General features: G+C 73.9%; 20 protein-coding genes. 8 read left to right on the top strand and 12 right to left on the bottom strand.

Translation table 11 applies throughout. The annotated features are described in order from the left end of the window. Positions 1–62 precede the first annotated feature (62 nt). Positions 63–890: a hypothetical protein gene (locus ACFVYI_RS13175; RefSeq protein ID WP_387884352.1), complete on the bottom strand. Its 828-nt coding sequence runs from the start codon at positions 888–890 to the stop codon at positions 63–65. 214 nt (positions 891–1,104) lie between these two features. Between ACFVYI_RS13175 and bioB the strand changes: the two genes are divergently transcribed. From bioB to ACFVYI_RS13155, 4 genes are all read left to right on the top strand, one after another. Next, positions 1,105–2,328: a biotin synthase BioB gene (bioB, locus tag ACFVYI_RS13170; protein WP_387884350.1), complete on the top strand. Its 1,224-nt coding sequence runs from the start codon at positions 1,105–1,107 to the stop codon at positions 2,326–2,328. Between the two features lie 23 nt (positions 2,329–2,351). Beyond that, positions 2,352–3,653 carry an adenosylmethionine--8-amino-7-oxononanoate transaminase gene (locus ACFVYI_RS13165; RefSeq protein WP_387884349.1) on the top strand — a complete coding sequence of 434 codons (1,302 nt, stop codon included), beginning with the start codon at positions 2,352–2,354 and terminating at the stop codon, positions 3,651–3,653. Continuing rightward, positions 3,650–4,402 carry a dethiobiotin synthase gene (bioD, locus tag ACFVYI_RS13160; RefSeq protein ID WP_387884347.1) on the top strand — a complete coding sequence of 251 codons (753 nt, stop codon included), beginning with the start codon at positions 3,650–3,652 and terminating at the stop codon, positions 4,400–4,402. Before ACFVYI_RS13165 ends, bioD begins: the two co-directional genes overlap by 4 nt. A gap of 483 nt (positions 4,403–4,885) precedes the next feature. Continuing rightward, on the top strand, positions 4,886–5,716 hold the full coding sequence (locus ACFVYI_RS13155) for a BTAD domain-containing putative transcriptional regulator (RefSeq protein ID WP_387884345.1): 831 nt from the start codon (positions 4,886–4,888) through the stop codon (positions 5,714–5,716). A 50-nt stretch (positions 5,717–5,766) separates the two neighbouring features. Here ACFVYI_RS13155 and ACFVYI_RS13150 read toward each other — a convergent pair whose 3' ends face one another. The 7 genes from ACFVYI_RS13150 to ACFVYI_RS13120 all read right to left on the bottom strand — a co-directional run bounded on the left by ACFVYI_RS13150 (position 5,767) and on the right by ACFVYI_RS13120 (position 14,285). After that, a complete protein-coding gene (locus tag ACFVYI_RS13150) occupies positions 5,767–6,702 on the bottom strand; it encodes a class I SAM-dependent methyltransferase (RefSeq protein ID WP_387884342.1) in 936 nt (311 codons plus the stop codon). A gap of 11 nt (positions 6,703–6,713) precedes the next feature. Further along, complete coding sequence (locus ACFVYI_RS13145; protein WP_387884339.1) at positions 6,714–8,948, bottom strand: glycosyltransferase; 2,235 nt, start codon at positions 8,946–8,948, stop codon at positions 6,714–6,716. A gap of 83 nt (positions 8,949–9,031) precedes the next feature. Next, positions 9,032–9,928: a UbiA prenyltransferase family protein gene (locus ACFVYI_RS13140; protein WP_387884337.1), complete on the bottom strand. Its 897-nt coding sequence runs from the start codon at positions 9,926–9,928 to the stop codon at positions 9,032–9,034. Positions 9,929–9,939: 11 nt separating this feature from the next. Next, on the bottom strand, positions 9,940–10,962 hold the full coding sequence (locus tag ACFVYI_RS13135; protein ID WP_387884335.1) for an NAD-dependent epimerase/dehydratase family protein: 1,023 nt from the start codon (positions 10,960–10,962) through the stop codon (positions 9,940–9,942). After that, positions 10,956–12,356: an aspartate aminotransferase family protein gene (locus ACFVYI_RS13130; protein ID WP_387884332.1), complete on the bottom strand. Its 1,401-nt coding sequence runs from the start codon at positions 12,354–12,356 to the stop codon at positions 10,956–10,958. The genes ACFVYI_RS13135 and ACFVYI_RS13130 overlap by 7 nt, the downstream gene beginning before the upstream one ends. After that, on the bottom strand, positions 12,343–13,266 hold the full coding sequence (locus tag ACFVYI_RS13125; protein WP_387884329.1) for a lysylphosphatidylglycerol synthase domain-containing protein: 924 nt from the start codon (positions 13,264–13,266) through the stop codon (positions 12,343–12,345). Before ACFVYI_RS13125 ends, ACFVYI_RS13130 begins: the two co-directional genes overlap by 14 nt. Further along, a complete protein-coding gene (locus ACFVYI_RS13120) occupies positions 13,266–14,285 on the bottom strand; it encodes a glycosyltransferase family 2 protein (RefSeq protein WP_387884326.1) in 1,020 nt (339 codons plus the stop codon). Before ACFVYI_RS13120 ends, ACFVYI_RS13125 begins: the two co-directional genes overlap by 1 nt. A gap of 102 nt (positions 14,286–14,387) precedes the next feature. Here ACFVYI_RS13120 and ACFVYI_RS13115 point away from each other — a divergent pair, with 102 nt between their 5' ends. Further along, on the top strand, positions 14,388–15,449 hold the full coding sequence (locus ACFVYI_RS13115) for an endonuclease/exonuclease/phosphatase family protein (RefSeq protein WP_387884324.1): 1,062 nt from the start codon (positions 14,388–14,390) through the stop codon (positions 15,447–15,449). A gap of 53 nt (positions 15,450–15,502) precedes the next feature. On the opposite strand, the gene ACFVYI_RS13110 is transcribed toward ACFVYI_RS13115, so the two are convergent. Together ACFVYI_RS13110 and ACFVYI_RS13105 are read right to left on the bottom strand one after the other, a co-directional pair. Further along, positions 15,503–15,859, bottom strand: coding sequence for a hypothetical protein (locus ACFVYI_RS13110; protein WP_387884322.1), 357 nt, complete (start codon positions 15,857–15,859; stop codon positions 15,503–15,505). Positions 15,860–16,335: 476 nt separating this feature from the next. Beyond that, positions 16,336–17,274 (bottom strand): aldo/keto reductase, encoded by a 939-nt coding sequence (locus tag ACFVYI_RS13105; protein ID WP_387884320.1) that lies wholly within the window; start codon positions 17,272–17,274, stop codon positions 16,336–16,338. A 274-nt stretch (positions 17,275–17,548) separates the two neighbouring features. Between ACFVYI_RS13105 and ACFVYI_RS13100 the strand changes: the two genes are divergently transcribed. Together ACFVYI_RS13100 and ACFVYI_RS13095 are read left to right on the top strand one after the other, a co-directional pair. Next, complete coding sequence (locus ACFVYI_RS13100; RefSeq protein WP_387884318.1) at positions 17,549–18,901, top strand: NtaA/DmoA family FMN-dependent monooxygenase; 1,353 nt, start codon at positions 17,549–17,551, stop codon at positions 18,899–18,901. Then, positions 18,898–20,118 (top strand): LLM class flavin-dependent oxidoreductase, encoded by a 1,221-nt coding sequence (locus tag ACFVYI_RS13095; protein WP_387884315.1) that lies wholly within the window; start codon positions 18,898–18,900, stop codon positions 20,116–20,118. The genes ACFVYI_RS13100 and ACFVYI_RS13095 overlap by 4 nt, the downstream gene beginning before the upstream one ends. A gap of 84 nt (positions 20,119–20,202) precedes the next feature. Here ACFVYI_RS13095 and ACFVYI_RS13090 read toward each other — a convergent pair whose 3' ends face one another. Then, on the bottom strand, positions 20,203–20,640 hold the full coding sequence (locus ACFVYI_RS13090; RefSeq protein WP_387884312.1) for a GNAT family N-acetyltransferase: 438 nt from the start codon (positions 20,638–20,640) through the stop codon (positions 20,203–20,205). Between the two features lie 168 nt (positions 20,641–20,808). Beyond that, positions 20,809–21,504, bottom strand: a complete 696-nt coding sequence (locus tag ACFVYI_RS13085; RefSeq protein WP_387884310.1) for a class I SAM-dependent methyltransferase — start codon at positions 21,502–21,504, stop codon at positions 20,809–20,811. A 358-nt stretch (positions 21,505–21,862) separates the two neighbouring features. Between ACFVYI_RS13085 and ACFVYI_RS13080 the strand changes: the two genes are divergently transcribed. After that, positions 21,863–23,041, top strand: coding sequence for an ROK family protein (locus tag ACFVYI_RS13080; RefSeq protein ID WP_387884308.1), 1,179 nt, complete (start codon positions 21,863–21,865; stop codon positions 23,039–23,041). Positions 23,042–23,078 lie beyond the last annotated feature (37 nt).

The following is a 23,078-nucleotide window of genomic DNA, read 5'->3' as shown; positions in this document are numbered from 1 at the left end:
CGGTCGCGCCGCCGCGCCGCCGCGCTCCGCGGGGCCCCCCGGGGGGGGCCCCCGCCGCCGCGTCACATCCAGATGAAGGGCGCGCCGGCCGAGTAGGAGATCGCCCGGGTGGCCTCGTCGAGCACCTGTTCGGCGACGGGCGCCGCGGTGGTCGGCACGCCGGCCGGGGAGGGGGCGACCGAGGCGGTGGGCGGGGCGCTGTGCGGCTCGACGGGCCGCGAGCTGGTGACGGTCACGTAGTGGCCGACCGCCTCGACGCGCTGCTCGGAGCCGGGCTTGGCGGTGCCGGCGGGCTGGGCGGGGGCGGTGGAGGCGTCCTGGAGGATGAAGGCGAGCGCGCCCGGCTTGGCCCGCAGGGCCTCGGCGGCCCGCGCCGCCGCGGCCTGGTCGGGGAACCGCAACAGGGTGACGCTGCTGAGCACCGGCTTGTCCTGGCCGGCGAAGCTGACGGCGAGGTAGGACTGGCAGCCGCTGTCGCGCAGCAGGTCCTGGGTGCGGTCCTGGAGGGTCTCGGAGCAGTTCTCGCCCTGCCGCACGCCGGAGCGGCGGCCCTTGTAGCCGCCGACCTCGATCAGCCGCTGCGCGGGGAAGAGGGTGTCGACGTTGAGGCCCTCGGGGTCGGTCGCGGCGCGCGGCGGCGGGCTGCCGACCACGGGCGGGGTGCTGGAGGCGTCCTTGCTGGCCGGGCCGAGGCCGGGTATCCAGTCGCCGGGCGTCGGGCGGGTGATGATCCAGCCGCCGGCGGCCACCACGCCGACCACCACGACCCAGCCCACGACCCGGCGGGCGCCGATTCTCCCGGCCGGCGCCCGGTAGGCCCCGGCCGGCCGGCCGACGGCTTGCTGTTCCTGGTCACCCGATGACGGGGTGCGCTCCCCCTGCGTGGTCATGGCGCAGATTCTAAGCAGTGCTCGGGTGGTGGAGATCACGGGGGCGGGCCGTTGACGATCACTCGCGCTACCGATCGGTAACCACCGCCGGCGGCGACGTGACCTGCACCACTACTGTGAGCTGTGACACTGTGACAACTCGCACATCCTCCCGGGGATCTTCTGGTGGGTTTCCTCTGGCGTCGCCCGACGGCCAACAGGCAGGATCAGCCCCATGGATCTGCTCGATACCCTCACCGCCAAGGGCCTGCGCGGGGAAATCCCCACCCGCGAGGAGGCCCTGGCCGTCCTCGCCACCACCGACGACGAGCTGCTGGACGTGGTCGCGGCCGCCGGGCGGGTGCGCCGGCAGTGGTTCGGCCGCCGGGTCAAGCTCAACTACCTGGTGAACCTGAAGAGCGGGCTCTGCCCGGAGGACTGCTCGTACTGTTCGCAGCGGCTGGGCTCCAAGGCCGAGATCCTCAAGTACACCTGGCTGAAGCCGGACCAGGCCGCCGAGGCGGCCAGGGCGGGCGTCGCCGGCGGCGCCAAGCGGGTCTGCCTGGTGGCCAGCGGCCGCGGCCCGACGGACCGTGACATCGACCGGGTGGCCGACACCATCTCGGCCATCAAGGACGCCGACCCGGCCGTCGAGATCTGCGCCTGCCTGGGCCTGCTCTCCGCCAACCAGGCCGAGCGGCTGAAGGCGGCCGGCGCCGACGCGTACAACCACAACCTCAACACCTCCGAGGGCACCTACGGCGACATCACCACCACCCACACCTACGCGGACCGGGTGGACACCGTGCAGAAGGCGCACGGCGCCGGCCTGTCCGCCTGCTCCGGCCTGATCGCGGGCATGGGCGAGAGCGACGGGGACCTGGTGGACGTGGTCTACGCGCTGCGCGAGCTGGGCTCGGACTCGGTGCCGGTCAACTTCCTCATCCCGTTCGAGGGCACCCCGCTGGCCAAGGAGTGGAACCTCACCCCGCAGCGCTGCCTGCGGATCCTGGCGATGGTCCGCTTCGTCTGCCCCGACGTCGAGGTGCGGATCGCGGGCGGGCGCGAGGTCCACCTGCGCTCGCTGCAGCCGCTGGGCCTGCACATCGCCAACTCGATCTTCCTGGGCGACTACCTGACCAGTGAGGGCCAGGCCGGCCAGGCCGACCTCGACATGATCAAGGACGCGGGCTTCGAGGTGGAGGGGGCCGGCGAGGCCACCCTGCCCCGGCACCGGGCCGACATCGCGGCCGCCGCCGAGGGCGGCGCGTGCGGGACGGGCGGCGGCTGCGGGCCGTGCGGCGGGCACGCCGCCCCGGCCGTCGAGGAGACGGTGGCCGCAGCGGTCACCGAGGCCGCCGAGGACGCCGTCGGGGCGAACGCCGACGACGGGCTGCGCAGCGACCTCGTCCGGGTCCGCAGGCGCGGCGCCGGCACCGAGCTGGCACCCAACGCCTGACCGTTCCCAGCGAAAGACTCACCATGGCTCAGCTGCCCCATGACACCCTCCTCGCCCTCGACCGGGCGCACGTCTGGCACCCGTACGGTCCGATGCCCGGCACCGTCACCCCCTACGTCGTCGAATCGGCGTCCGGGGTGCGGCTGCGGCTCGCCGAGCCCGTCGCGGGCAGACGCGAGCTGGTCGACGGAATGTCGTCCTGGTGGGCGGCGATCCACGGCTACGGGCACCCGGTGCTGGACGAGGCGGTGCGGGACCAGCTGGGCCGGATGAGCCACGTGATGTTCGGCGGGCTCACCCACGAGCCCGCCGTCCGGCTGGCCGCCCGGCTGGTGGAGATCACGCCGGAGCCGCTGCGGCACGTCTTCCTGGCCGACTCCGGCTCGGTCGCGGTCGAGGTCGCGATGAAGATGTGCCTCCAGTACTGGCAGTCCGTCGGGCGGCCCGCCAAGCGACGGCTGCTCACCTGGCGCGGCGGCTACCACGGGGACACCTTCCACCCGATGTCGGTCTGCGACCCGCAGGGCGGCATGCACCACCTCTGGGGCGGCGTGCTGCCCGGCCAGCTCTTCGCACCGCGGCCGCCGGCCGGCTTCGACGCGCCGCTGGACGCCGCCTACGCCGCGGACTTCGCCGCGCTGATGGAACGCCACGCGGACGAACTGGCCGCCGTCATCGTCGAGCCGGTGGTGCAGGGCGCGGGCGGGATGCAGTTCCACTCCCCCGCCTACCTGCGGATGCTGCGCGAGCTCTGCGACCGGCACGGGGTGCTGCTCGTCTTCGACGAGATCGCCACCGGGTTCGGGCGCAGCGGCGCACTGTTCGCGGCCGACCACGCGGGCGTCTCGCCGGACGTGATGTGCCTGGGCAAGGCGATGACCGGCGGCTACCTCACCATGGCGGCCACGCTCTGCACCGCCGAGGTCGCGGACGGGATCAGCCGGGGCGAGATGCCGGTGCTGGCGCACGGGCCGACGTTCATGGGCAACCCGCTGGCCGCGGCGGTCGCCAACGCGTCGATCGACCTGCTGCTCGGCCAGGACTGGCAGGTCGAGGTGAAGCGGATCGAGGGCGGCCTGCGGGACGGCCTGGCGGGCGCCGCCGAGCTGCCCGGGGTCCGGGACGTGCGGGTGCGGGGCGCCATCGGCGTGGTGCAGCTCGACCACCCGGTGGACGTCGCGGCGGCCACCGAGGCGGCCGCGCGGGAGGGCGTCTGGCTGCGGCCCTTCCGGGACCTCCTCTACACGATGCCGCCGTACGTGACGCAGGACGACGACGTGGCGCGGATCGCCGCGGCCGTGACGGCGGCGGCGGTGGCCGGATGAGCGCGCGGATCCTCTTCGTCACGGGCACCAACACCGAGGTCGGCAAGACCGTCGCCACGGCGGCGGTCGCCTCGGCGGCACTGCGCGGCGGCGCACGGGTCGCGGTGCTGAAGCCGGGGCAGACCGGCCTGGCCGCCGGCGAGCCGGGCGACGTCGACGACGTCCGGCGGCTGGCGGGCGCGCTCACCACGCGCGAACTGGCCCGCTACCCGGAGCCGCTGGCGCCGAACACGGCGGCGCGGCGGGCCGGGCTGCCCCCGGTGTCGCCCGCCGAGGTGGCGACCGCGGTCACCGAGCTGGCCGCGACGCACGACCTGGTCCTGGTCGAGGGCGCCGGCGGGCTGCTGGTGCACTTCGACGACGAGGGCCGGACGCTGGCGGACCAGGCCCGGGCGGTGATCGGGGCCGGCCTGGCGGCGGAGGTGCTGCTGGTGGCCTCGGCGGGGCTGGGGACGCTCAACATCGTCTCGCTCACGGCGGAGGCGCTCCGGGCCCGCGAGCTGCCGCTGACCGGGGTGGTCGTCGGCTCCTGGCCGCAGCTGCCCGGGCTCGCCGAGCGCTGCAACCTCGCCGACCTGCCGCGGTCGGCGGGCGCCCCCCTGCTCGGCGCCCTGCCGGAACGCGCGGGCACCGCTGCGGACTTCGCCGCTCTGGCCGCCGCCTCGCTGGCGCCGGAGCTGGGCGGCACCTGGGACGCCCGGGCCTTCGCCCGGACCCACGAACCGGTCGCCGGCCAGGCGCTGTCCTAGCCCCTTGAGCGCGCGGGCGGGCGCCCCCGGAATCGACCGGGGCCGCCCGCCCGCGACATGACGCCCCCGATGCGCCCCGGCGTGCCCGCTCCGAGCCGGCCCCCTCGTTGTGACAGCCCGGACGTGGCGCCCCCGCTGTGACACCCCGGACCTGGCGCCCCCGATGCGAGCCCTCGATGTGACACCCCGTCGAGCCGGCCGCCGGTGCCCCGGCCGGGCGGGGCTGCGCGGGTCCACGCACGGCGAATCCCCACCCCGCACCCCGGGAACCCATGGCCAGGAACGTCACCGCCACCCCCGTACGGCACGTCCCCCCGAGCCCCGCGGCAGCCGGCGGCTCCAGCCGCCCGGGCGGACTTGAGATGCCCTTGACACGTTTATAGGTCTATACCATGCTGCGAGCGGCGCCCCGGCGGCGGGGCGAACTCCGCTTCCGCAGCGGGACTTCGGCACAGGTGACAGCTTCATACGGGGGAGATTGTTGTGCTCGTGCATGTCCTGGGACCACTTCGTGTCGATGTCGACGGAACCACCGTGCCGCTCGGGGGCAGGCGGTCGAAGATCGTCCTGGCGACCCTCGCCCTGACCCCGAACTGGGTCGTACCGCTCGACCGCCTGGTGGACACCGTCTGGGGCCCCGCACCGCCCGCGAGCGCCCGGACACAGATCCGGATCTGCGTCTCCCAACTGCGCCGCGCCTTCGCCGAGGCGGGCGCTCCGACCGTGATCGAGACCCATCCGAACGGGTACCGACTCCGGTTCGGAGCAGGCGAGTTGGACGCCTCCGTGTTCAACGAGGAGGTGTCCCGGGCCCGTCTGCTGGCCGCCCAGGGCGAACCGGAGGAGGCCATCGCGGGCCTGCGCCGGGCCCTGTCCCGGTGGACCGGGCCGGCGATGGCGGGCCTGGCCTGCCCGCCGGTGGAGGCCTGGGCCCGCCGGCTGGAGGAGAACCGGCTGCGCGCCGTCGAGGAGCGGATCCGGCTGGAGCTCGGCCTGGGCCGGCACCAGGACCTGGTCGGCGAGCTGGAGCAGCTGGTCTGCGCGCATCCGTTCCGCGAACACCTGCACGCGCAGCTGATGTTCGCCCTGCACCGGTCGGGCCGCACCGCCGAGGCGCTGGCGGTGTACCGCCGGCTCCGTACCGTCCTGGTCGAGGAGTTGGGCATCGAGCCCGGGCCCGAACTGCGTGCTCTGGAACGGGGGATCCTGCTGGGCCTGACCGCGGTGGAGCTCCCCGGGGAGCCCGCGACGACCGGGCAGCGGGCCCGGGCGGGTGATGCCGTCCACCCGTCCCGGTGCCCGGTGCAGGCCTGACCGCGGTGGCACCGCCTCCGCCAGCCAACTCACCGTCGGTAGGGGGGTGTTCAGCCCGCGTGGCGCCACCAGAACGATCCCGGCTCGTAGTGGTCCCGGACGCCGAGGGCGCGCCAGAGCGGTTCGGCGATCTGCCGCAGCTCCGGGTCGGCGTGGACGAAGGCGTCGGGCAGCTCCAGGTCGAAGCGCTCCGGGGCGGCCGTCAGCAGGGCCGCCAGGAGGTACTGCTCCGAGTAGTGCCGCCAGCGCCAGGAGTGCGGGTAGTCGGCCGGCAGCATGATGTCGTGGACGTGCACGATCACGCCGGGCTTGAGCCTGGGCAGCACCTCGAAGAAGAACACCGCCACGTCCGAGCCCATGTGCAGCCGGTGCGACCCGTCGAAGAACACGAGGTCGCCGGGCTCCAGTTCGGCGAAGACCCCGAGGTCCGCGTGTTGCAGCGGGGTGCGGATCACCTCGTCGCAGAGCCGGTCCACGGTGGCGCGGGGGGCCGGGTCGATCGAGGTGATCCTGGTCCCCAGCCCGAGGTCCTCGATCGCCCGGCGGGCGAACTTGGTGGAGTTGCCGGAGCCGATCTCCAGGTACCGGGCCGGGCGTTCCTCGGCCAGGAAGCCGTAGAGCGAGAGCGCGTCCAGCGGGGGCAACCAGCCGTTGTTCCAGTACGGCGTGGAGCCCGCCGCGGTGCCGCTCAGCGGGATCCCCCGGAGCAGCTCGGTCAGCTCCAGGAAGCCGGTCAGCCGCTTCGCGTAGCGCTCCCGGTTCTGCTCCAACAGCGCACGCACCTCGGCGAGTTCGGCCCGGGGTTCGGGGGTGACGACGTGGTCCCAGAAGAGCGGCTTGCGCAGCCCGAACGCCCACAGGGTCAGACCGTGCAGGACCGGCCGCTCCGCCAGCCAGTCGACCGGCCGGCGCAACACGGGCAGCCGCTCCAGCAGTTCGACACCGGAGGCGGTCCGGACGGCCGTCCGCAGATCCTTGAGCACCATCGTTGTTCCTTTCAGAGGGAGAGCCACAGGTCCTGCAGCCGGTGTTCGGAGATGCCGTCGGTCGGCCGGAAGTCGTAGCGGTGCACCCGCACCGGGCCGACGGTGAAGCTCCAGTCCAGTCGCCAGAACGGGAAGGAGCGGTTGACCGCACTGTCCCAGTCGAAGCCGGCCGGCGCGGAGAACTTCCAACTGAGCGGCAGGAAGTCGTTGTTGGCCCGGATCGCGTCGTCCGCCCGGTCGCGCAGGCCGTCCAGGTCGCGCATCGACGCACTGGCGTTGAAGTCGCCCGAGATGAGCACCTGGTGGGGGTTGCCGGCCAGATCCTGTTCCAGGCCGCGGATCTCCGCCCGGCGCCAGTCGAACTTGCGGCGGAAGTAGGAGTCGAAGTCGAAGTCCGAGAACGGGTCGAGGTCGGGGGCGAGCGGCACGGTGACGTGCACGTTGTAGACGCTGAACACCTTCGACCCGACCTGGAGGTCGGTGCGCAGCACCTTGTCCCGGGCGAAGACCCGGCCGAACGGGGCGTCCGGCTCCAGCTCGGCGCCCGTCCCGACGGCCGGCTGGGCCACGATCGGGAAGCGGGAGACGGTGAGTAGTTCGCCCCGCCGGGCGATGTGGTAGCCGGGGAACTCGGCGGCCAGCCGCGCGTCGTCGTCCAGCCGCAGGTAACCGTCCTCGCCGCGGCCGGCCTGCCAGACCACGTGCTCCTGGAACAGGTAGACGTCGGCGTTCTGCCGGTGCACCAGGTCGTACAGCCGGTCCACGTCGGTGGAGGCGGCCCAGTACTGGGTGTTGAACGAGACGACGTGCAGCGCGCCGGCCGGTACCGTGCGCTCGCCGTGCCAGAGCGCGGGCCAGTTCAGCCCGGAGCCGGTGACCAGGGCGAGCAACAGCGGGGGCAGGGCGAGCGCGGCGGCCCAGCGGCGGCGGCGGCCGCAGGCGGCGGCACTGGCGACCAGCAGCAGCAGGGGGATCGCCACCAGGAACACCGGCGGGGTGGCGTCGAGCAGGATGGCCCAGTGCCAGCGGCCGCTGACCGACCGGCGCAGCACCGCGTAGAACAGCCAGAGCGCGGCCAGGGCGATCAGGGACCACCCGTACCAGGTGCGCAGCCGCCGGGCGATCCGACGGGCCCGGGTCGGCGGCTCGGCGGCCGCGCCCGGCACCGTCTCGCCCCCGCCTCCGCCGCCGCCCACGCCGCCCGGGCCACCGTCGGCGGCGCCGTCGCCGTCGCGGGTCAGGGCGGCGTCCAGGGTGTACATCCGGCGGAACCGGCCGCTGACCGCGAACTGGGCGAGCCCGGCCACCAGGCCCGCCAGCACGACCGCGTTGACCAGCAGGTGCGCCAGGGTGAAGAAGGCCAGGAAGCCGAGCCCGCGCTCCCGCCGGACGAACCCGTACTGGCCGAGGTCGGTCAGCACGAAGCCGGCCACCGCCAGGACCGTGATCAGCGCCGTCAGCGGCTGCCAGACGATCAGCGGCAGGCTCGCCACCGCCAGCCCGGCCAGCGCCGAGGCCACCGCACGGCCGGGCGTCTCCATCCCCTGCATCGCCCGGCCCCGGCCCAGGTAGAACGGAACCCGCAGCCGGCTGCGCACGAAGGCCTTCCGCAGCAGCGGCCGCATCCGGCTCTCGTCGGAGAGCCGGCCCCGGATCCGCGAGGTGAGCAGCATCGGGTGGAGCGCGGCGAGGCGTTCGGCGTGGTCGATCTCCTCCGTCTGCCGGAGCGCCCCGTTGAACCAGCCGGCCTCCAGGAAGGCCGACCTGCGCACCGCCCCGAGCGCGTAGAAGCCGCCGCTGACCAGGCCCTCGGCGCTCTTGCGCCAGTAGTGGTACTGCAGGATCCGGTACTGCCCGACGGCGCCCTCGGGGAACAGCGGCTCCTTGTCGGGGACGCCGAACACCGCGCCGTACTCGGGGTGTTCCGTGAAGATCTCCACGGCCCGGGCGACGGCGTCCGGATGCATGGTCAGGTCGGCGTCCAGGAAGAAGAGGATCTCGCCGGCGGCGTGCCGGACCCCGAGGTTGCGCGAGCCGCCCGGGCCGCCGTTGCGCTCGGCCCGGACCAGGGTGACGGCGTGTGCGGCGGCCAGCTCGGCGGAGTCGTCGGTGCTGGCGTCGTCCACGACGATCACTTCGACGGCCGGGTAGCTCTGCTCCAGGACCGAGCGCAGACAGAGGTCGACGGTGCGGCTGTCGTTGTACATCGGGACGACCACCGACACGAGAGGTGTGGGTGTGGACATGGAACCTCGTTCGGAGTTCGGAGTTCGGGACACGAGGGGACGTCGAGGCACGGGGGGACGAAGGCGCCCGGCGGGGCGTCGGGTCACAGCAGCTGGAAGGCCAGCAGCAGACCGGCCCAGAGCGAGGAGTTGGTGAGCATCACGCGGTCCCGGAGCAGGGTCCGCACGGGATTGCCGCCCTCGCTCTGCACCACCACGATCTGCAGGTAGCGGAAGAGCGCGAGCAGCGCGCAGGGCGCGGTGAGCAGCGCCCCGGCCGCGAAGCCCGACTCGGTGCGCAGGAAGAGCAGGTAGCCGACCACGGTCAGCCCGGAGCAGAGCACCAGGACGAGGTCCAGGAAATGCGCCGAGTAGCCGACCAGGGCGGGCCGGTGGCCGCTGCCGGCCACGCCGAGTTCGTGCCGCCGCTTGCCCACGATCAGGACCAGGCACAGCGTCAGCACCGTGAACACCAGCCAGGCGGCGACCGGCCGGCCGCCCGCGCCGTAGCCGCCGAGCAGCCTCAGCACGAACCCGGTGGCGACGATGAACACGTCCAGCAGCGGCAGGTGCTTCAGCTTCCAGCTGTAGGCGCCGTTCACCACCAGGTAGAGCAGCACCGGCCAGACCGCGGCGGGCCGGGAGAGCAGCAGGACGGGGACGAGCAGCCCGGCCAGCAGCACGATCAGCGCCACGGCCGTCCGCAGTCCCACCCGGTCGGAGGCCAGCGGACGGTGGCGCTTGACCGGGTGGCGCCGGTCCCGTTCGACGTCGGCGATGTCGTTGACCACGTACACCAGCGAGGAGGCGAGCACGAACGCGGCCGTGGTGACGGCCACCCGGGCCGCCATCCCCCACTCCAGGTCGGCGCCGAGCAGGGAGAGCGGCACCACCAGGAGGTTCTTCGGCCACTGGCCCGGCCGGAGCAGCTCCAGCGGTGCCGGCAGCCGGGAGGTGGCGCCGCGCCGGCGGGACTCCGTCTGTTCGCTCAGGAAGGTCATCGCGCGCTCCCTCAGAAGAAGATCTTCACGGCGGACAACAGGCCCTGGCTCCACGGGTCCCGGCTGGTCCGACCGGTCGGGCTGCCCGCCGGACGGTCGTGGCGGGCGGTGCGCCACCAGTCGTAGGTGCGCAGGATCGCGTCCCGGTTGGACAGCTTGGGGGCGAAGCCGAGCCGCTCACCGGCCTTGTCGATGCTGACGTAGGAGTCCTCCATCAGCTTGTGCAGCAGCCTCCCGTAGACCGGCGAGAGCCTGGCCTTCTGCAGGGTGCTCAGCACGGTCAGGGCGGGCCGGGCGGGCAGCGCGACGACCCGCTTGCCGTGGCCCGCCGCGTCCAGGACGGCCTGGAAGTCCTGGCGCAGGGTTCCGAACTCGGCGGCCGCCAGGTTGTAGGTGTCGTTGGCGACCTCCTCGGGCGCGGTGAGCACGGTGACCACGGCGTCGACCAGGTCGTCGATGCCGAACATCTGGATCCGCACGTCGCCACGGCCGAGCACGGGGAAGTTCCGGCCCTCCTCCGCCCACTCGAACAGCATCGAGAACAGGCCCATCCGGCCCGGGCCGACGAAGGTCTTGGGCCGCAGGATCGGCACGCACATCCCGGTGGCGCGGTGGCGCTCGGCGATCTCCTCGGCGGCGGCCTTGGCCCGGCTGTAGGTGTCGACCGGCTCGCGGGGGTGCGTCTCGGGGGTCGGGACCACCGTGGGCAGGCCGTACACGGCGGTCGAGGAGATGTGCACGACCCGGGGCGTGCCGGCGGCGCGCGCGGCGGCGAACACGCTCTCGGTGCCGCCGACGATGATCGAACGGATCTGCTCGTCGGGGTAGCTGGGCAGGGCGGCCGCCGCGTGGACCAGCACGTCGGCGCCGGCCAGCGCCCCGGCCATCACCGCCGGGTCGCGGATGTCGCCGACCACCGCCACGCCGGGGCCGGGCCGCAGGTCGACCCCGCGGACGTGGTGGCCGTCCGCGAGGAGGCGCTCGGCGAGCCGGGAGCCGAGCATGCCCGCGGCGCCGGTGATCGTGATCACCACTGGGAACTCACCTTCTGCTTGAGGAATCGCGTCACCAGGTGGCCGAGCCCCTTGCCGAGCACCTCGCCGAGCGCCTCGACCGTCCGCTCCACCTCGGCGGGTTCGGTGACCAGCGAGGGGCCGATGATCAGCGGGTTGCGCCCGTTGAGGGTGTAGTAGGCGAAGATGCCGTGGTCCTGGTAGAGGGCGTTGATCACCGCGCAGGTGACCAGCTTGGTCTTGAACCTCGGGTCGCGGGCCATCCCGCCCGGCGCCAGCTTGGCGACCAGGTCGAGGATCCTCGGGCCGCCCTCGATGAACACGCCCCAGAGCGCGCCGGCACCCTCCACCCGGCCGATCGTCTCCGGGTGCTCCTTGGCCAGCCTGGCCAGTCCGGGCGCCAGCACCGCGCCGATCGCCCGGGCCCGCGCCGGGTAGTCGTCCTCGATCGCGATGTTCACGGCCTCCAGCGCGGTGGCGCACTCCTCGCCGAAGCCGTAGTACGTCGTCGAGGTGGACTGCAGCAGCGCGTCGCCGAGGTTGTCGTACGCCTTGCGGAAGACCGGCTCGCGGGCGACGAACGCCGAGATCGAGGACTTGCCGCCGCCGAAAGACTTGGAGGTGGTCAGGACGTCCGGGATCAGGCCCGGGTAGCGCATGAAGTGGAACAGGGTGCCGGTCTTGCCCCAGCCGGTGTAGATCTCGTCGAAGATCAGCACGATCTTCTTCCGGGTGCACAACTCCCGCAGCCCGCGCAGGAACTCCTCGGAACAGGCCTGGATGGTGGAGGCGCTGAACGGCTCGATCAGGATCGCGTAGACGTCGTCGGGGTGGGCGTCCACGGCGCGGCGGACGGAGTCGAGGTCGTTGTAGGTGAAGGTGTCGATCCCCGGGATGGTGGGGAAGGCGAACTGGCTCTGGCCGGTGAGCCCGCCGGAACCGAGCAGCTTGCCGTGGAAGGCGCAGTCCGCGCGCAGCACCGTCCCGCGCCTGCCGTCGTGGTACTTGTAGGCCAGCTTCACCGCCCCTTCCACCGCCTCCGCCCCGGAGTTGGGCAGGAAGGACATGCTGAGGTCGCCGGGCAGCACCTCGGCCAGGTTGTGGCTGAGCGCGGCCAGGTACGGCGAGAAGTACGTCTTGTGGACCTCCATCCGCCCCTCGCGGGCGAACCGCTCGCGGGCGGCCAGGATCCGCGGGTGGTTGTGACCGTGGTTGAGCACGCCGACGCCGCCGGTCACGTCCAGGATCCGGCGGCCGTCGGTGAGGGTCAGATGGGCGCCCCGCGCCTCGGCGACCAGCTCCCGGCCGAAGCCGAAGGAGGTCATCAGCGAGACCTGGCTCTTGTTCACGTACCGCCGGTACAGGTCGTGCACCTCACGGACCTCGAACCGTTCGGCGTCGTCAAGGGTGTACACGGGCTTCCTCTCGCATCGGGGTGGACCTGAGCCGGGCCCAGGCCAGAACGACGGCCGAGCTGCCGAGCTCGGCCACCACGCAGACGACCCGGCTGGCGATCGCCGCGGTGGCCGCCGCACCGCCGGGCAGGACGGTGGCGAGCGCGGCCGTGATGGTCAGCTCGCGCACCCCCCAGCCGTCCGGCACGATCACGGCCAGACTGCTGACCACGGTGGCGAGCGCGAAGGCCCCGACCGCCGGGCCGAGGGAGGCGCCGGCCGACGCGCCCAACGCCAGGGCCAGGAACCAGAGGTGCAGGCCGGAGACCAGCCAGGAGGCGACCGCCAGCAGGACCGCCCGGCGGACGGCGGCGTCCGGCGGTGCCTCGACCGGGCGCCGCAGCAGCCGGGCCGCGGCCGCGACCGGCCGGGTGGCCAGGGCCGGCCGGACGGCGCAGAGGAGGAAGCCCGCGGCCGGCAGCCAGAGCCAGAACCACTGCCCCGGCAGCGCGGCCGGAGCCGCCAGCAGGCCGACGCCCGCCCCGGTGAGGACGGTCAGCGCCAGGCTGAGCAGGTACGCGGACGTCATCTGGGCGGCCGGCACCCCGGCCGCCCGGCCGTGGGTGACATGGGTGAGCACACCCCAGACCCGCCCCGGCAGGTACTTGCCGAGCTGCCCGAGGAAGTAGATCCGCGCCGCGGCCACCCCCCGGATCGGGTGCTCCCCGGGGATCAGCACCCGCCAGGCGTGCACCGCGAGCACCAGCCCGGCGACGTTGGCGGCGAGCGAGGCGGCCAGCAGCGGCAGGGCGTCCGCCCGGGCGAACGCCCGGGCGGCGACCGGGCCCTCGTGGCGGAGCATCAGCCCGAGGCCCACCAGCGCGGCGAGCACGATCAGCGGGGTCAGCACCTTGCGCAGCCGGTCCAGCATCACCGGGCCGCCCCGGTGCCGGGCCCGGCGGCCGTCCCGTCTGCGGCGCCCGTCGCCGCTCCCCCGCCGGGGAGCAGCATCCGCACCGCGCCGACCGCGGCGCCGCTCAGCAGGGCGGTGATCACCAGGAAGTGGACGCCGGTGAAGAACGGCAGGAAGGCCGGGCCGCGGTGGCGCGCCACGAACCCCAGCAACCGGCCGTTGGCGGCGCAGAAGCCGAGCAACCCGACGGCCGGCAGCACCGGGTACCAGGGCGCCAGCGGCAGGGTGGCCAGCGTGAGGGCTGCGGTCGCGACCGAGGCCGGGCTGTTGGCGGTCAGGTTGCGCCGCCCGCCCCTGCGCGCCGAGGCCAGCGCGGGCACCAGCACCAGGGCCCGCCGGAAGGTCTCGGCGAGCAGCGGCCACAGCCGGTGCTCCTCGTCGTGCAGGGCCGCCACCCGGTCGGTGAGGACGATCCGGTAGTGCGGCGCCAGCCGGTCGCTGAACTCCAGGTCCTCCGAGTCCCGCAGCCGCTCGTCGAACCCGCCGAGCCGCTCGAAGACCTCGCGCCGCACGGCCGCCTGGGCGAAGAACGCGGTCTCCACGACACCCGCGCCGCGCACCCGCCACCAGTGCGCGTGCAGCACCCGGTAACGCTCGACCGGGCCGTCGTCGAACAGCGGTTCCGGCGCGATCACTCCGTGCACGCAGCCGCACGCCGGGTCGGCCGCCAGGATTTCCAGCGCATTGGCCACCGAATCGGGCGCCAGCGCCTCGTCGGAATCGAGGAAGAAGAGAATGTCACCGGTCGCCGCGGCGATTCCGGCATTGCGCGCGGCGGACACCCCGCGATTGGGGGTGCGCCGGATCAGTGTGCACGGACGGCCCCCGGCGACCTCGGCGGTCCGGTCGGTGGAGCCGTCGTCCACCACGATCACCTCGTGGACGGGGACGGTCTGGGCGTACACCGAGTCCAGACAGGCACCCAGGGTACGAGCGGAGTTGTGGGCCGGTATGACGACCGATACGGAAAACGTCATGACGCCATTTCAGGCGGGCGGCATATCGGCCGCGTATCGTCCCGGTATTGGAACGCGGCCGGGCGAAATCCCCGGCGCCGCTGCCCTGCTACTCTCCGCGGCATGGAATCCGCCCGCCCGCGTTCGTTGGGCCCCCGGCTGCTGGTCGCCGTCACGGCGGGCTGGGGCGTCTTCCTCCTCCTCGACCTCCTACTGAGCGGCCGCTGGTGGTTCTGGCTGATACCGGACCTCGCGCCGCCGCTGCTCTTCCTGGCCGTGCCGGTGCTGCTGCTGGCCCTGGCGGCGGTCACCCGGCGGCTGCGGCGGTGGCTGGTCCCGGTGGTGGTCGTCCTGCTGCTCGTCGGGCTGCCCCGCACGGGCCTCAACGCCTCGGCACTGCTCCCCGGTCAGGACCGCGCGCCGGGCCCGGCGTTCACGGTGTTCTCCTGGAACACCGAGTACTGGGACACCACCGACGACCCGGACGCCTTCTACCGCTACCTCCGGGGCAAGGACGCCGACGTCTACCTGCTCCAGGAGTACCTGGCCTGGGTGGCGGAGGTCCCGACGCCGATCGACCGGCTGGACCGGATCCGGCGGGAGTTCCCCGGCTACCAGGTGGCGGTGCTGGGCGAGTTGGTCACGCTCTCGCGGTTCCCCGTGCTGGCCGTCCCGCCGGTCGGCGCGGCGCTGCCGGCCGGTACTCCGTGGGAGGTGACCTTCGCCGCGAAGAAGGTGCTCCGCACCGATGTGGACGTCCACGGCCGGGCGGCGTCCCTCTACAACGTGCACATCCCCGTCCAGGTGGACACCCGGCAGTCACTGCTGGGCGGCGACTTCTACCGCACGGTCCGCACGGCCGACGCCGCGCGCCGGGAGCAGTACGCGGCACTCGAAGCCGACGCCGCCGACAACGCCCACCCGCTGCTGATCGCGGGGGACTTCAACACCACCCCGGCGATGGGTGACCTGCGCGGCCTGCGCTCCCGCTTCCACGACGCGTGGTCGGCCTCCGGGGACCTCTACCCGGGCAGCTGGGGCGGCGTCCTGGGCAGCGACCTGTGGCGGCTGGACTGGGCGTTCACCGACCGCCGGCTCGCGGTGGAGCGGTACGCCTTCGCGGACCAGCGGGGGATGTCGGACCACCGGGGGCAGGAGCTGCGGGTCGCCCTGCGGCGGCCGTGAGGACCGGAGCGGCCCGACCCGCGTCTCGGCGCGGTGGGCCGCGGTTCCTGCCGTCAGCCCTTCGGCGCGGGACCGGACCGACCGAGGGTGAATTCGAGGTTGGCCCGCTCGGCCTTGGGGGCGTTGACGCGCAGCGTCGTGTAGTCGCCACCGCTCAGGCCGCCGAGCGTCACCGTGGCGGGCGACGCGGAGACGCCGCCGGCCGCGTTCTGCTCCCACAGCCGGCCCTTGGCGGTGGGGCTCAGCCCGCCCCAGTCCGTCCAGACCAGCCCGTCCAGCTGGGCCGAGCCCTTGCCGCACCCCAGGTCGAGGGACTTGGGCGCGGTGAGCGGCCGCCCCTCGCAGCCGTAGATCGCGGCGAGTGCCCCGGCCGGTTCCGACGGCGTCCCGGGGGCCGGGGCGGACGGCACGACGCCCGGTGACGTCGGCTGCGGTGCGGGCGGCGCCGGGGCGGTGGGCGACGAGGGGACGGTCGGCGAAGCCGGGACGGTGGGCGAAGCAGCGGACGGGGCCGGCTCCGTGGGCCGCACCGACGGTGCCGCGGCCGTCCCGGTACTCGAACACCCCGCAACCGCGAACAGCAGCGCAAGCACCCCGGTGGCGAGGCCGGCCGTGCCGCGCCGCCGCCCCACTGCCGTTCCTGCGGCCTGGCCTGCCATGGTCCCCCCGTTGCCCGGTGTTCGTCGATCCGCACTCGAAGAAGTCCGCCCCAGGGTACCCGCACTCCCGCCGGCCGCGACGGCCGCTCCCCCTGATCTGCGTGGCGATCAAGGATGTTGAGTCGGCGTCACCCCGTCCCGGTGGCCCGCCGGGGCGCCCGGTCGCGGCGCCCCGGGAGGTGCGGGTGGCCGCGCCGGACGACACGGCCACCCGGTGCTTCCCGAGGTCAGAGCGCGGCCTCGTCGAGGCGGCGGCGCTGCTCGGCGGTGAGCGTGACCTCCAGGGCGCCCAGCGCCTCGTCCAGTTGAGAGATCCTGCTGACCCCGACCAGCGGCAGGATCTGCGGATCGTGGTCCAGCAGCCAGCTGAGCGCGACCTGGTTCTTCGTCACCCCCAGCTCCTCGGCCACCGCGCCGAGCGCCGCCAGCCGCCTGGGCGTGCCCGGGTGGTCGTAGGCGGCCGGGATCTCCACGTCCTCGCGGGTGTAGCCGCCGGAGAGGATCGGGCTGTAGACCCAGAGCCGGAGGTCCCCCTCGGAGCGTACGTAGTCCAGCAGTTCACCGGTCACGTGGACGTGGGCCGAGGACGGCAACGGGATGTCGAAACGGGGCTGGAGGTAGGAGTAGCGGTACTGCAGGTGGGTGTACCGCGCCCGGTCCCCCGCCAGCGCCCGGGCCCGCTCGACCCGCCAGACGGCGTGGTTGCTGACCCCGACCTCACCGGCCTTCCCGGCCGCCACCAGGTCGGCCAGGGTGTCCACCGTCTCGGCGAGCGGCACGGACCGGTCCTCGATGTGCGTCCAGTACACCTCGACCCGGTCGGTGCCCAGTCGCCGGAGGCTGCCCTCCAGCGCTGTCCGGACGGCCTTGTCGGAGAGCCCCTCGGCGGTCTCCAGGCCGGTCCCCGGGACGGTCGGCCGGGCGCCGACCTTGGTGCTGATGACCACGCGGTCGCGGGCGCCCCGGCTGGCCAGCCACCGCCCGATCACCTCCTCGCTCTCGTCGCCGGTCGCGCCGTCGAGCCAGAACGCGTAGTTGTTCGCGGTGTCGAGCACGGTGCCGCCCGACGCCACGAAGTGGTCCAGGATCGCGAACGAGGTCTGCTCGTCGACGATCGTGCCGAAGCCCAAGGTGCCGAGGGCGATGGTGCGTTGTGGAATCGCCATAGGTCATTCCCTCCCATTTGGTCTGGACCATTCAAGTCGCATCCCGCCCCGCACGCAACAGAAAGCCACCGGTTCGCCACCCATCGCCATCACGGGCCCGTCACGGCCCATCGCGGCCACCCCGCCCGCGGCACCCGGGGCACCCGCGGCGGACCGGAACGGCTGTTCGTTTCCGTCCGTGAACAAATCGTGGATCTTGTTGCCCCGCACCGCCGGCCGTGCGCAGGATGGGTCGACCCTCGACCGTGGGGCTGACAGGAGGCGATCAACCGTCGTGCCCGGTAAGCAGATACACCTCGCCGTGTTCTTTCCCGGGATCGGGAGCGGCACCGTCTGGTCCGACCCCCGGGCGGGGAGCCAGATCGACTTCGACTCGTTCCGCCACCTCGCGCAGACCGCCGAGCGCGGCAAGTTCGACTTCTTCTTCCTCGCCGAGGGGCTGCGACTGCGCGAGCACAAGGGCGAGATCCACGATCTCGACGTGGTCGGCCGACCGGAGGCGCTGACGGTGCTCAGCGCGCTGGCGGCCGTGACCGAGCGGATCGGCCTGGCGGCGACCGTCAACTCCACCTTCAACGAACCGTACGAGGTCGCGCGGCGGCTCGCGACCCTGGACCACCTGAGCGAGGGCCGGGCGGCCTGGAACGTGGTGACCAGCTGGGACGAGTTCACCGGGGAGAACTTCCGCCGGGGCGGGTTCCTCGCCGAATCGGACCGGTACTCCAGGGCCACCGAATTCCTCAGTACAGCGCGGGAGTTGTGGGACAGCTGGGCGGCCGACGAGCTGCCGCCGGACCAGCCCGGCGGGCGGTTCGTCCGGGCCGGGGCGGGTGAGTTCGCCCACCGGGGAGAGCACTTCGACATCGCCGGACGGTTCAACACGCCCCGGCCGCCGCAGGGGCACCCGGTGGTCATCCAGGCCGGCGAGTCCCCGCAGGGCCGGGAGTTCGCCGCCTCCGACGCGGACGTGATCTTCAGCCGATACAGCCGGCTCGGCGAGGCGCAGGACTTCTACCGGGACGTGAAGGGCCGGCTCGCCGCCCACGGCCGCGCCCCGGAGGAGCTGAAGATCCTGCCCGCGGTGACGTACGTCCTCGGCGACACCACCGAGGAGGCGCACGAGCGCGCCGCCGAGATCCGCCGGGCACAGGTCGGCCCGGGAACGGCGATCACCCATCTGGAGGCGATCTGGGGCCGCGACCTCTCCGACCACGATCCGGACGGCCCACTGCCGGACATCGAGCCCGACCCGGAGAACCTGCTGCTCAAGGGGCACGCGATGTACCGCGGCGACCGGGCCGCGATCGCCCGGAAGTGGCGCGAGCGCGCGAAGGAGCGCGGACTGAGCATCCGGGAGCTGGTCGCCGAGGTCACCGGGCGGCAGACCTTCATCGGCACCCCGCGAGAAGTCGCCGACGCGATGGACGAGTTCGTCCAGAGCGACGGCTCGGACGGCTTCGTGATCACCCCGCACCTCACGCCCGGCGGGCTGGACGAGCTGGTCGACCGGGTGGTGCCGCTCCTCCAGGAGAAGGGCGTGTACCGCACCGACTACACCGGCAGCACGCTCCGCGACCACCTCGGGCTGCGGGCCCCCCGGCGACAGACCCAGGAGACCACCTCGTGACCCGGCAGCACCGGCCCCCGCTCCACCTCGCCGTCGCCCTGGACGGCGCCGGCTGGCACCCCGCCGCCTGGCGCGCCGACGGCGCCCGGCCCGGCGGGCTGTTCACCGCCGGCTACTGGGCCGAGCTGGTCGCGGAGGCCGAGCGCGGGCTTCTCGACCTGGTGACCTTCGAGGACTCCCTCTCCGTCCAGTCCGCCGACCTCACCGGGCCGGACCGGCGCACCGACCAGGTCCGCGGCCGGCTGGACGCCGTCCTGGTGGCGAGCCGGGTGGCGCCGCTGACCTCCCGGATCGGGCTCGTCCCGACCACCAACGTCACCCACACCGAGCCGTTCCACCTCTCCAGCGCCATCGCCACGCTGGACTTCGCCAGCCGGGGCCGGGCCGGCTGGCGACCCCAGCTCTCCTCCCGCGCCGACGACGCGGCCCTCTTCGGGCGCCGCACCACCCCGCAGATCACCGCCGCCGACGTCGGCGTGCCCGGCGGGATCGCCCGCCGGCTGCGGCCGCTGTTCGACGAGGCCGCCGACGCGGTCGAGGTGGTGCGGCGGCTCTGGGACAGCTGGGAGGACGACGCGGAGATCCGCGACAGGGCCACCGGCCGGTTCATCGACCGCGACCGGCTGCACCCCGTCGACTTCAGCGGTGAGCACTTCAGCGTCCGCGGTCCGTCCATCACGCCGCGCCCGCCGCAGGGCCAGCCACTGGTCGCCGTCCTCGCGCACGCCGGTGTCCCCTACGAGCTCGCCGCGCGGGGCGCCGACCTCGCGTTCGTCACCCCGCATTCGCGCGAGGGATCGGTCACGGCCCTGGGCGACCTCCAGGCGGCGAGGGCGACGGTCGGCCGGCCGGCCGACTTCCCGCTCAGGGTCTTCGCCGACCTGCTGGTGTTCCTGGACGACCGGCCCCGCGCCGCCGCCGAGCGCAAGGAGCGCCTGGACGAGCTGAACGGCTCGCCGCTGCGCTCGGACGCCGAGATCTTCACCGGCACGCCCTCCGAACTCGCCGATCTGCTGCTGGAGCGGCAGGAGGTCGGGCTGGACGGTTTCCGGCTGCGCCCCGGCGAGCTGCCGTACGACCTCGTGGCCGTCACCCGCGGGCTCGTCCCCGAACTCCAGCGGCGGTCCGCCTTCCGCACCGGCTACACGGCGGACACCCTGCGCGGCCACCTCGGCCTCGCCCGCCCCGCGAACCGGTACGCCGCCGATCGGAGCTAACGGGGGTGCCGGCGTGACGAGGCCCGACACCGGCACCCGGTGTCGGGCCTCGGATGTCGGGGCCCGGACGTCGGGCCCCGGGCGTCAGGCGTCCAGCGGCTTGGCCCAGCGGGTCCACTGCGGCTGCGGCCCGTAGCCGGCCGTCTGCCAGGTGCGCTGTCCCTGGGCGTTGTCGTCGAGCACCATCGCGTCGGCGCGGCGACCGCCGAGAGCGGTGAAGCGGGCCTCGGCGGCGGCCAGCAGAGCCGCGCCGATCCCCCGGCGGCGATGCGCCGGGTCGACGGCGAGTCGGTAGAGGTGGCAGCGCCAGCCGTCCCAGCCGGCGATCACCGTGCCGACGACGGTCGCCGGGTCGTCGGCGGGGGTGGCGACGATCAGGCACTCCGGGTCGCGCCCGAGCAGGGCCGCCACCCCGTCGGCGTCGTCCGTGATGCTGGTCCCCTTGGCCGCGCGCGCCCAGAGGGCGAGCAGAGCGGGGATCTCGTCGGGGGTGGCGGTGCGCAGCGCGATGTCGGCGGTCATGCCGGTGTGTCTACCAGGGCGCCCGACCCGAGCGCCGGGAATTTCGCGGTACGGACCGCCGTCGGCCCCGGCCCGCCTCAACCGGTCTCACGCGGCATCAGCCGGCCTCAGCCGGTCCCGGTCGGTCTCAGCCGGTCCCGGTCGATCCCGCTCCGGTCCCGGTCGGTCTCACGCGGCCGGTGCGGCGAGCTCCCAGACGGTGGTGGTCTTGAACGCGGCGTCCTCCAGGTCCGCCACGACCGGCACCCGGTACGCGGCCAGCTCCGTGAAGCGCCCGCGCGGCAGGTACGCCCGCCCCGGGTCGCCGACGATCACCACCGCGCCGCGCGCCCGGGCCCGCTCCAGGAAGGGCAGGAACCGCGCGGCCATCGCCCGCTCGTAGAAGACGTCCCCGGCCAGCACCACCTCGGCCGGAGCGCCGTCCCCGTCCAGCAGGTCCTCGACCGCCGCCACCACCCGGACACCGTTGGCCTCCGCGTTGATGCCGATGGCCGCCACCGCGTAGGCGTCGATCTCGGCGGCGCGCACCGAACGCGCCCCCCGCATCGCCGCCGCGATCGCCACCAGTCCGGACCCGGCCGCCAGGTCGAGCACCGTCCGCCCGGCCACCGCCTCGGGGTGGTCGAGCACGTAGCGCGCCACGCCGACCCCGCCCGCCCAGGCGAAGGCCCAGAACGGCGGCGCCAGCCCCACCTCTCCCCGCGCCGACTCGGTCGTCTCCCAGAGCTCGATGGCGTCGTCCGCCATGTGCAGGCTGATCTCCGGAACGAAGGGCACCGGCGCGGGGCTGGTCTCGCTCCGCACGAAGTCCCGGTCGGACAGCGCCGTGGCACCCGGACGACCATCGCGCGTCTCGTTCAACATGACCGCAGCATAGAGGTTCTCCGGTGGCCGGCCGCGCGCCCGACCGCAGCGGCGGGGGCACCGGCCACCGGTGCCGGCGAGGTCGCAGGAGCATCCCGTGACGCGATGGAACCCCGGATCACGCACGGCCACCCGGTGCGTACCATTTCGATACCGAAGCCTGGATGAGCTGCGGAGATGCTCGCCCGCCGGGCCCGGGCCCGGGTAGCATCCGGCACGAGCCCTCCGGGTCTGGTGCAGGCGGCCCAGCGCTGTCGTGCCGCGTTCCGGGCGGCGGACTCTCGCGGGACATTCGGTGGTCACCGCGCACTCGGCACCGCGCGCCAGGGCTGTCGCGCGAACGGCGAAGGGCAGCGTCTTGGCGGATCGGCTCACCGGAGGAGACTCCTCGCTGCTGCGGCGTATCAACGCGGCGGTCACGCTTCGGGCGCTGCGGGCCGGCCACTCGGTGACCCTCACTCAGCTGGTCGGGGACACCGGACTGTCCCGGCCCACGGTGGAGGGCGTGATCGAGGGGCTGGTCGAGACCGGTCTGGTCGCCGAGGTGGACCAGCCCCAGAACGGTGGTCAGCCGGGCGGCGGCCGGCGCGGCAGACCGGCCCGCTGGTTCCGCTTCCGCGCCGAGGCCGGACACATCCTCGGCATCGAGATCGGCGTGCACGACCTGCGGGTCGTCCTGGCCGACCTCACCGGCCAGGTGGTGGGCAGTCACTTCCGCCCGATCGAGGAGACCCTGGACGCGGAGGAGCGCCTCAGCGCCGTCCGCACGGCGGTCGCCGAGGTGCTGCGCAAGGCCGGCGTCTCCCGGGACAACCTGTGGGCGGTCGGGGTCGGCACCCCCGGCATCGTCGACCGCGACGGCACCATCCAGCTCGGCACCGCCATGCCCGGCTGGACCGGCCTGGACCTGGGCGCCCGGTTGCGCCGCTCGTTCCGCTGCCCGGTCATGATCGAGAACGACGCCAACCTGGCCGCCATCGCCGAGCACTGGCAGGGGGCGGCGGTCGGCGCCGACGACGTCGTGTTCGTCATGGCCGGCCTCAGCCCGGGCGCCGGCTCGCTCATCAACGGCCGCCTGCACCGCGGCTTCGGCGGCGCGGCCGGCGAGATCGGCGCGCTGCACCTGCTCGGCCAGGAGGTCACCCCCGAGCGTCTGCTCTCCACCACCGGCAAGCCGCTCAACCCGCTGGACGAGGCGGCCGTCGCCCGGGTGTTGAAGCTCGCCCGCGAGGGTGACGAGGTGGCGAAGATCGCGACGGACCGCTTCCTGACCCGTCTGGTGCAGAGCGTCGCCGCCCTGGTGCTGGCGATCGACCCCCAGTTGGTGGTCGTCGGCGGCTGGGCCGCCGGCCTCGACGGCGTGCTGGAACCGCTGCGCGAACGCCTCGCCCAGTTCACCCTGCGCGCGCCCGAGGTGGCCCTGGCCGCGCTCGGCTCGGAGGTCGTCGCGATGGGCGCCCTGCGGGTGGCGCTCGACCAGGTGGAGGAGCAGCTCTTCGCCGTCGACCCGCCGACCGGCGGCGCCGCCCGGGGGTGACGGCGGGTCCGCCCGGGGTGGGCCCCGGGCGGACCCG

Origin of the sequence: Kitasatospora sp. NPDC058218, from assembly GCF_042882445.1 — a bacterium.
GTDB lineage: Bacteria > Actinomycetota > Actinomycetes > Streptomycetales > Streptomycetaceae > Kitasatospora.
This window is presented reverse-complemented; position numbering and strand designations above follow the sequence as displayed.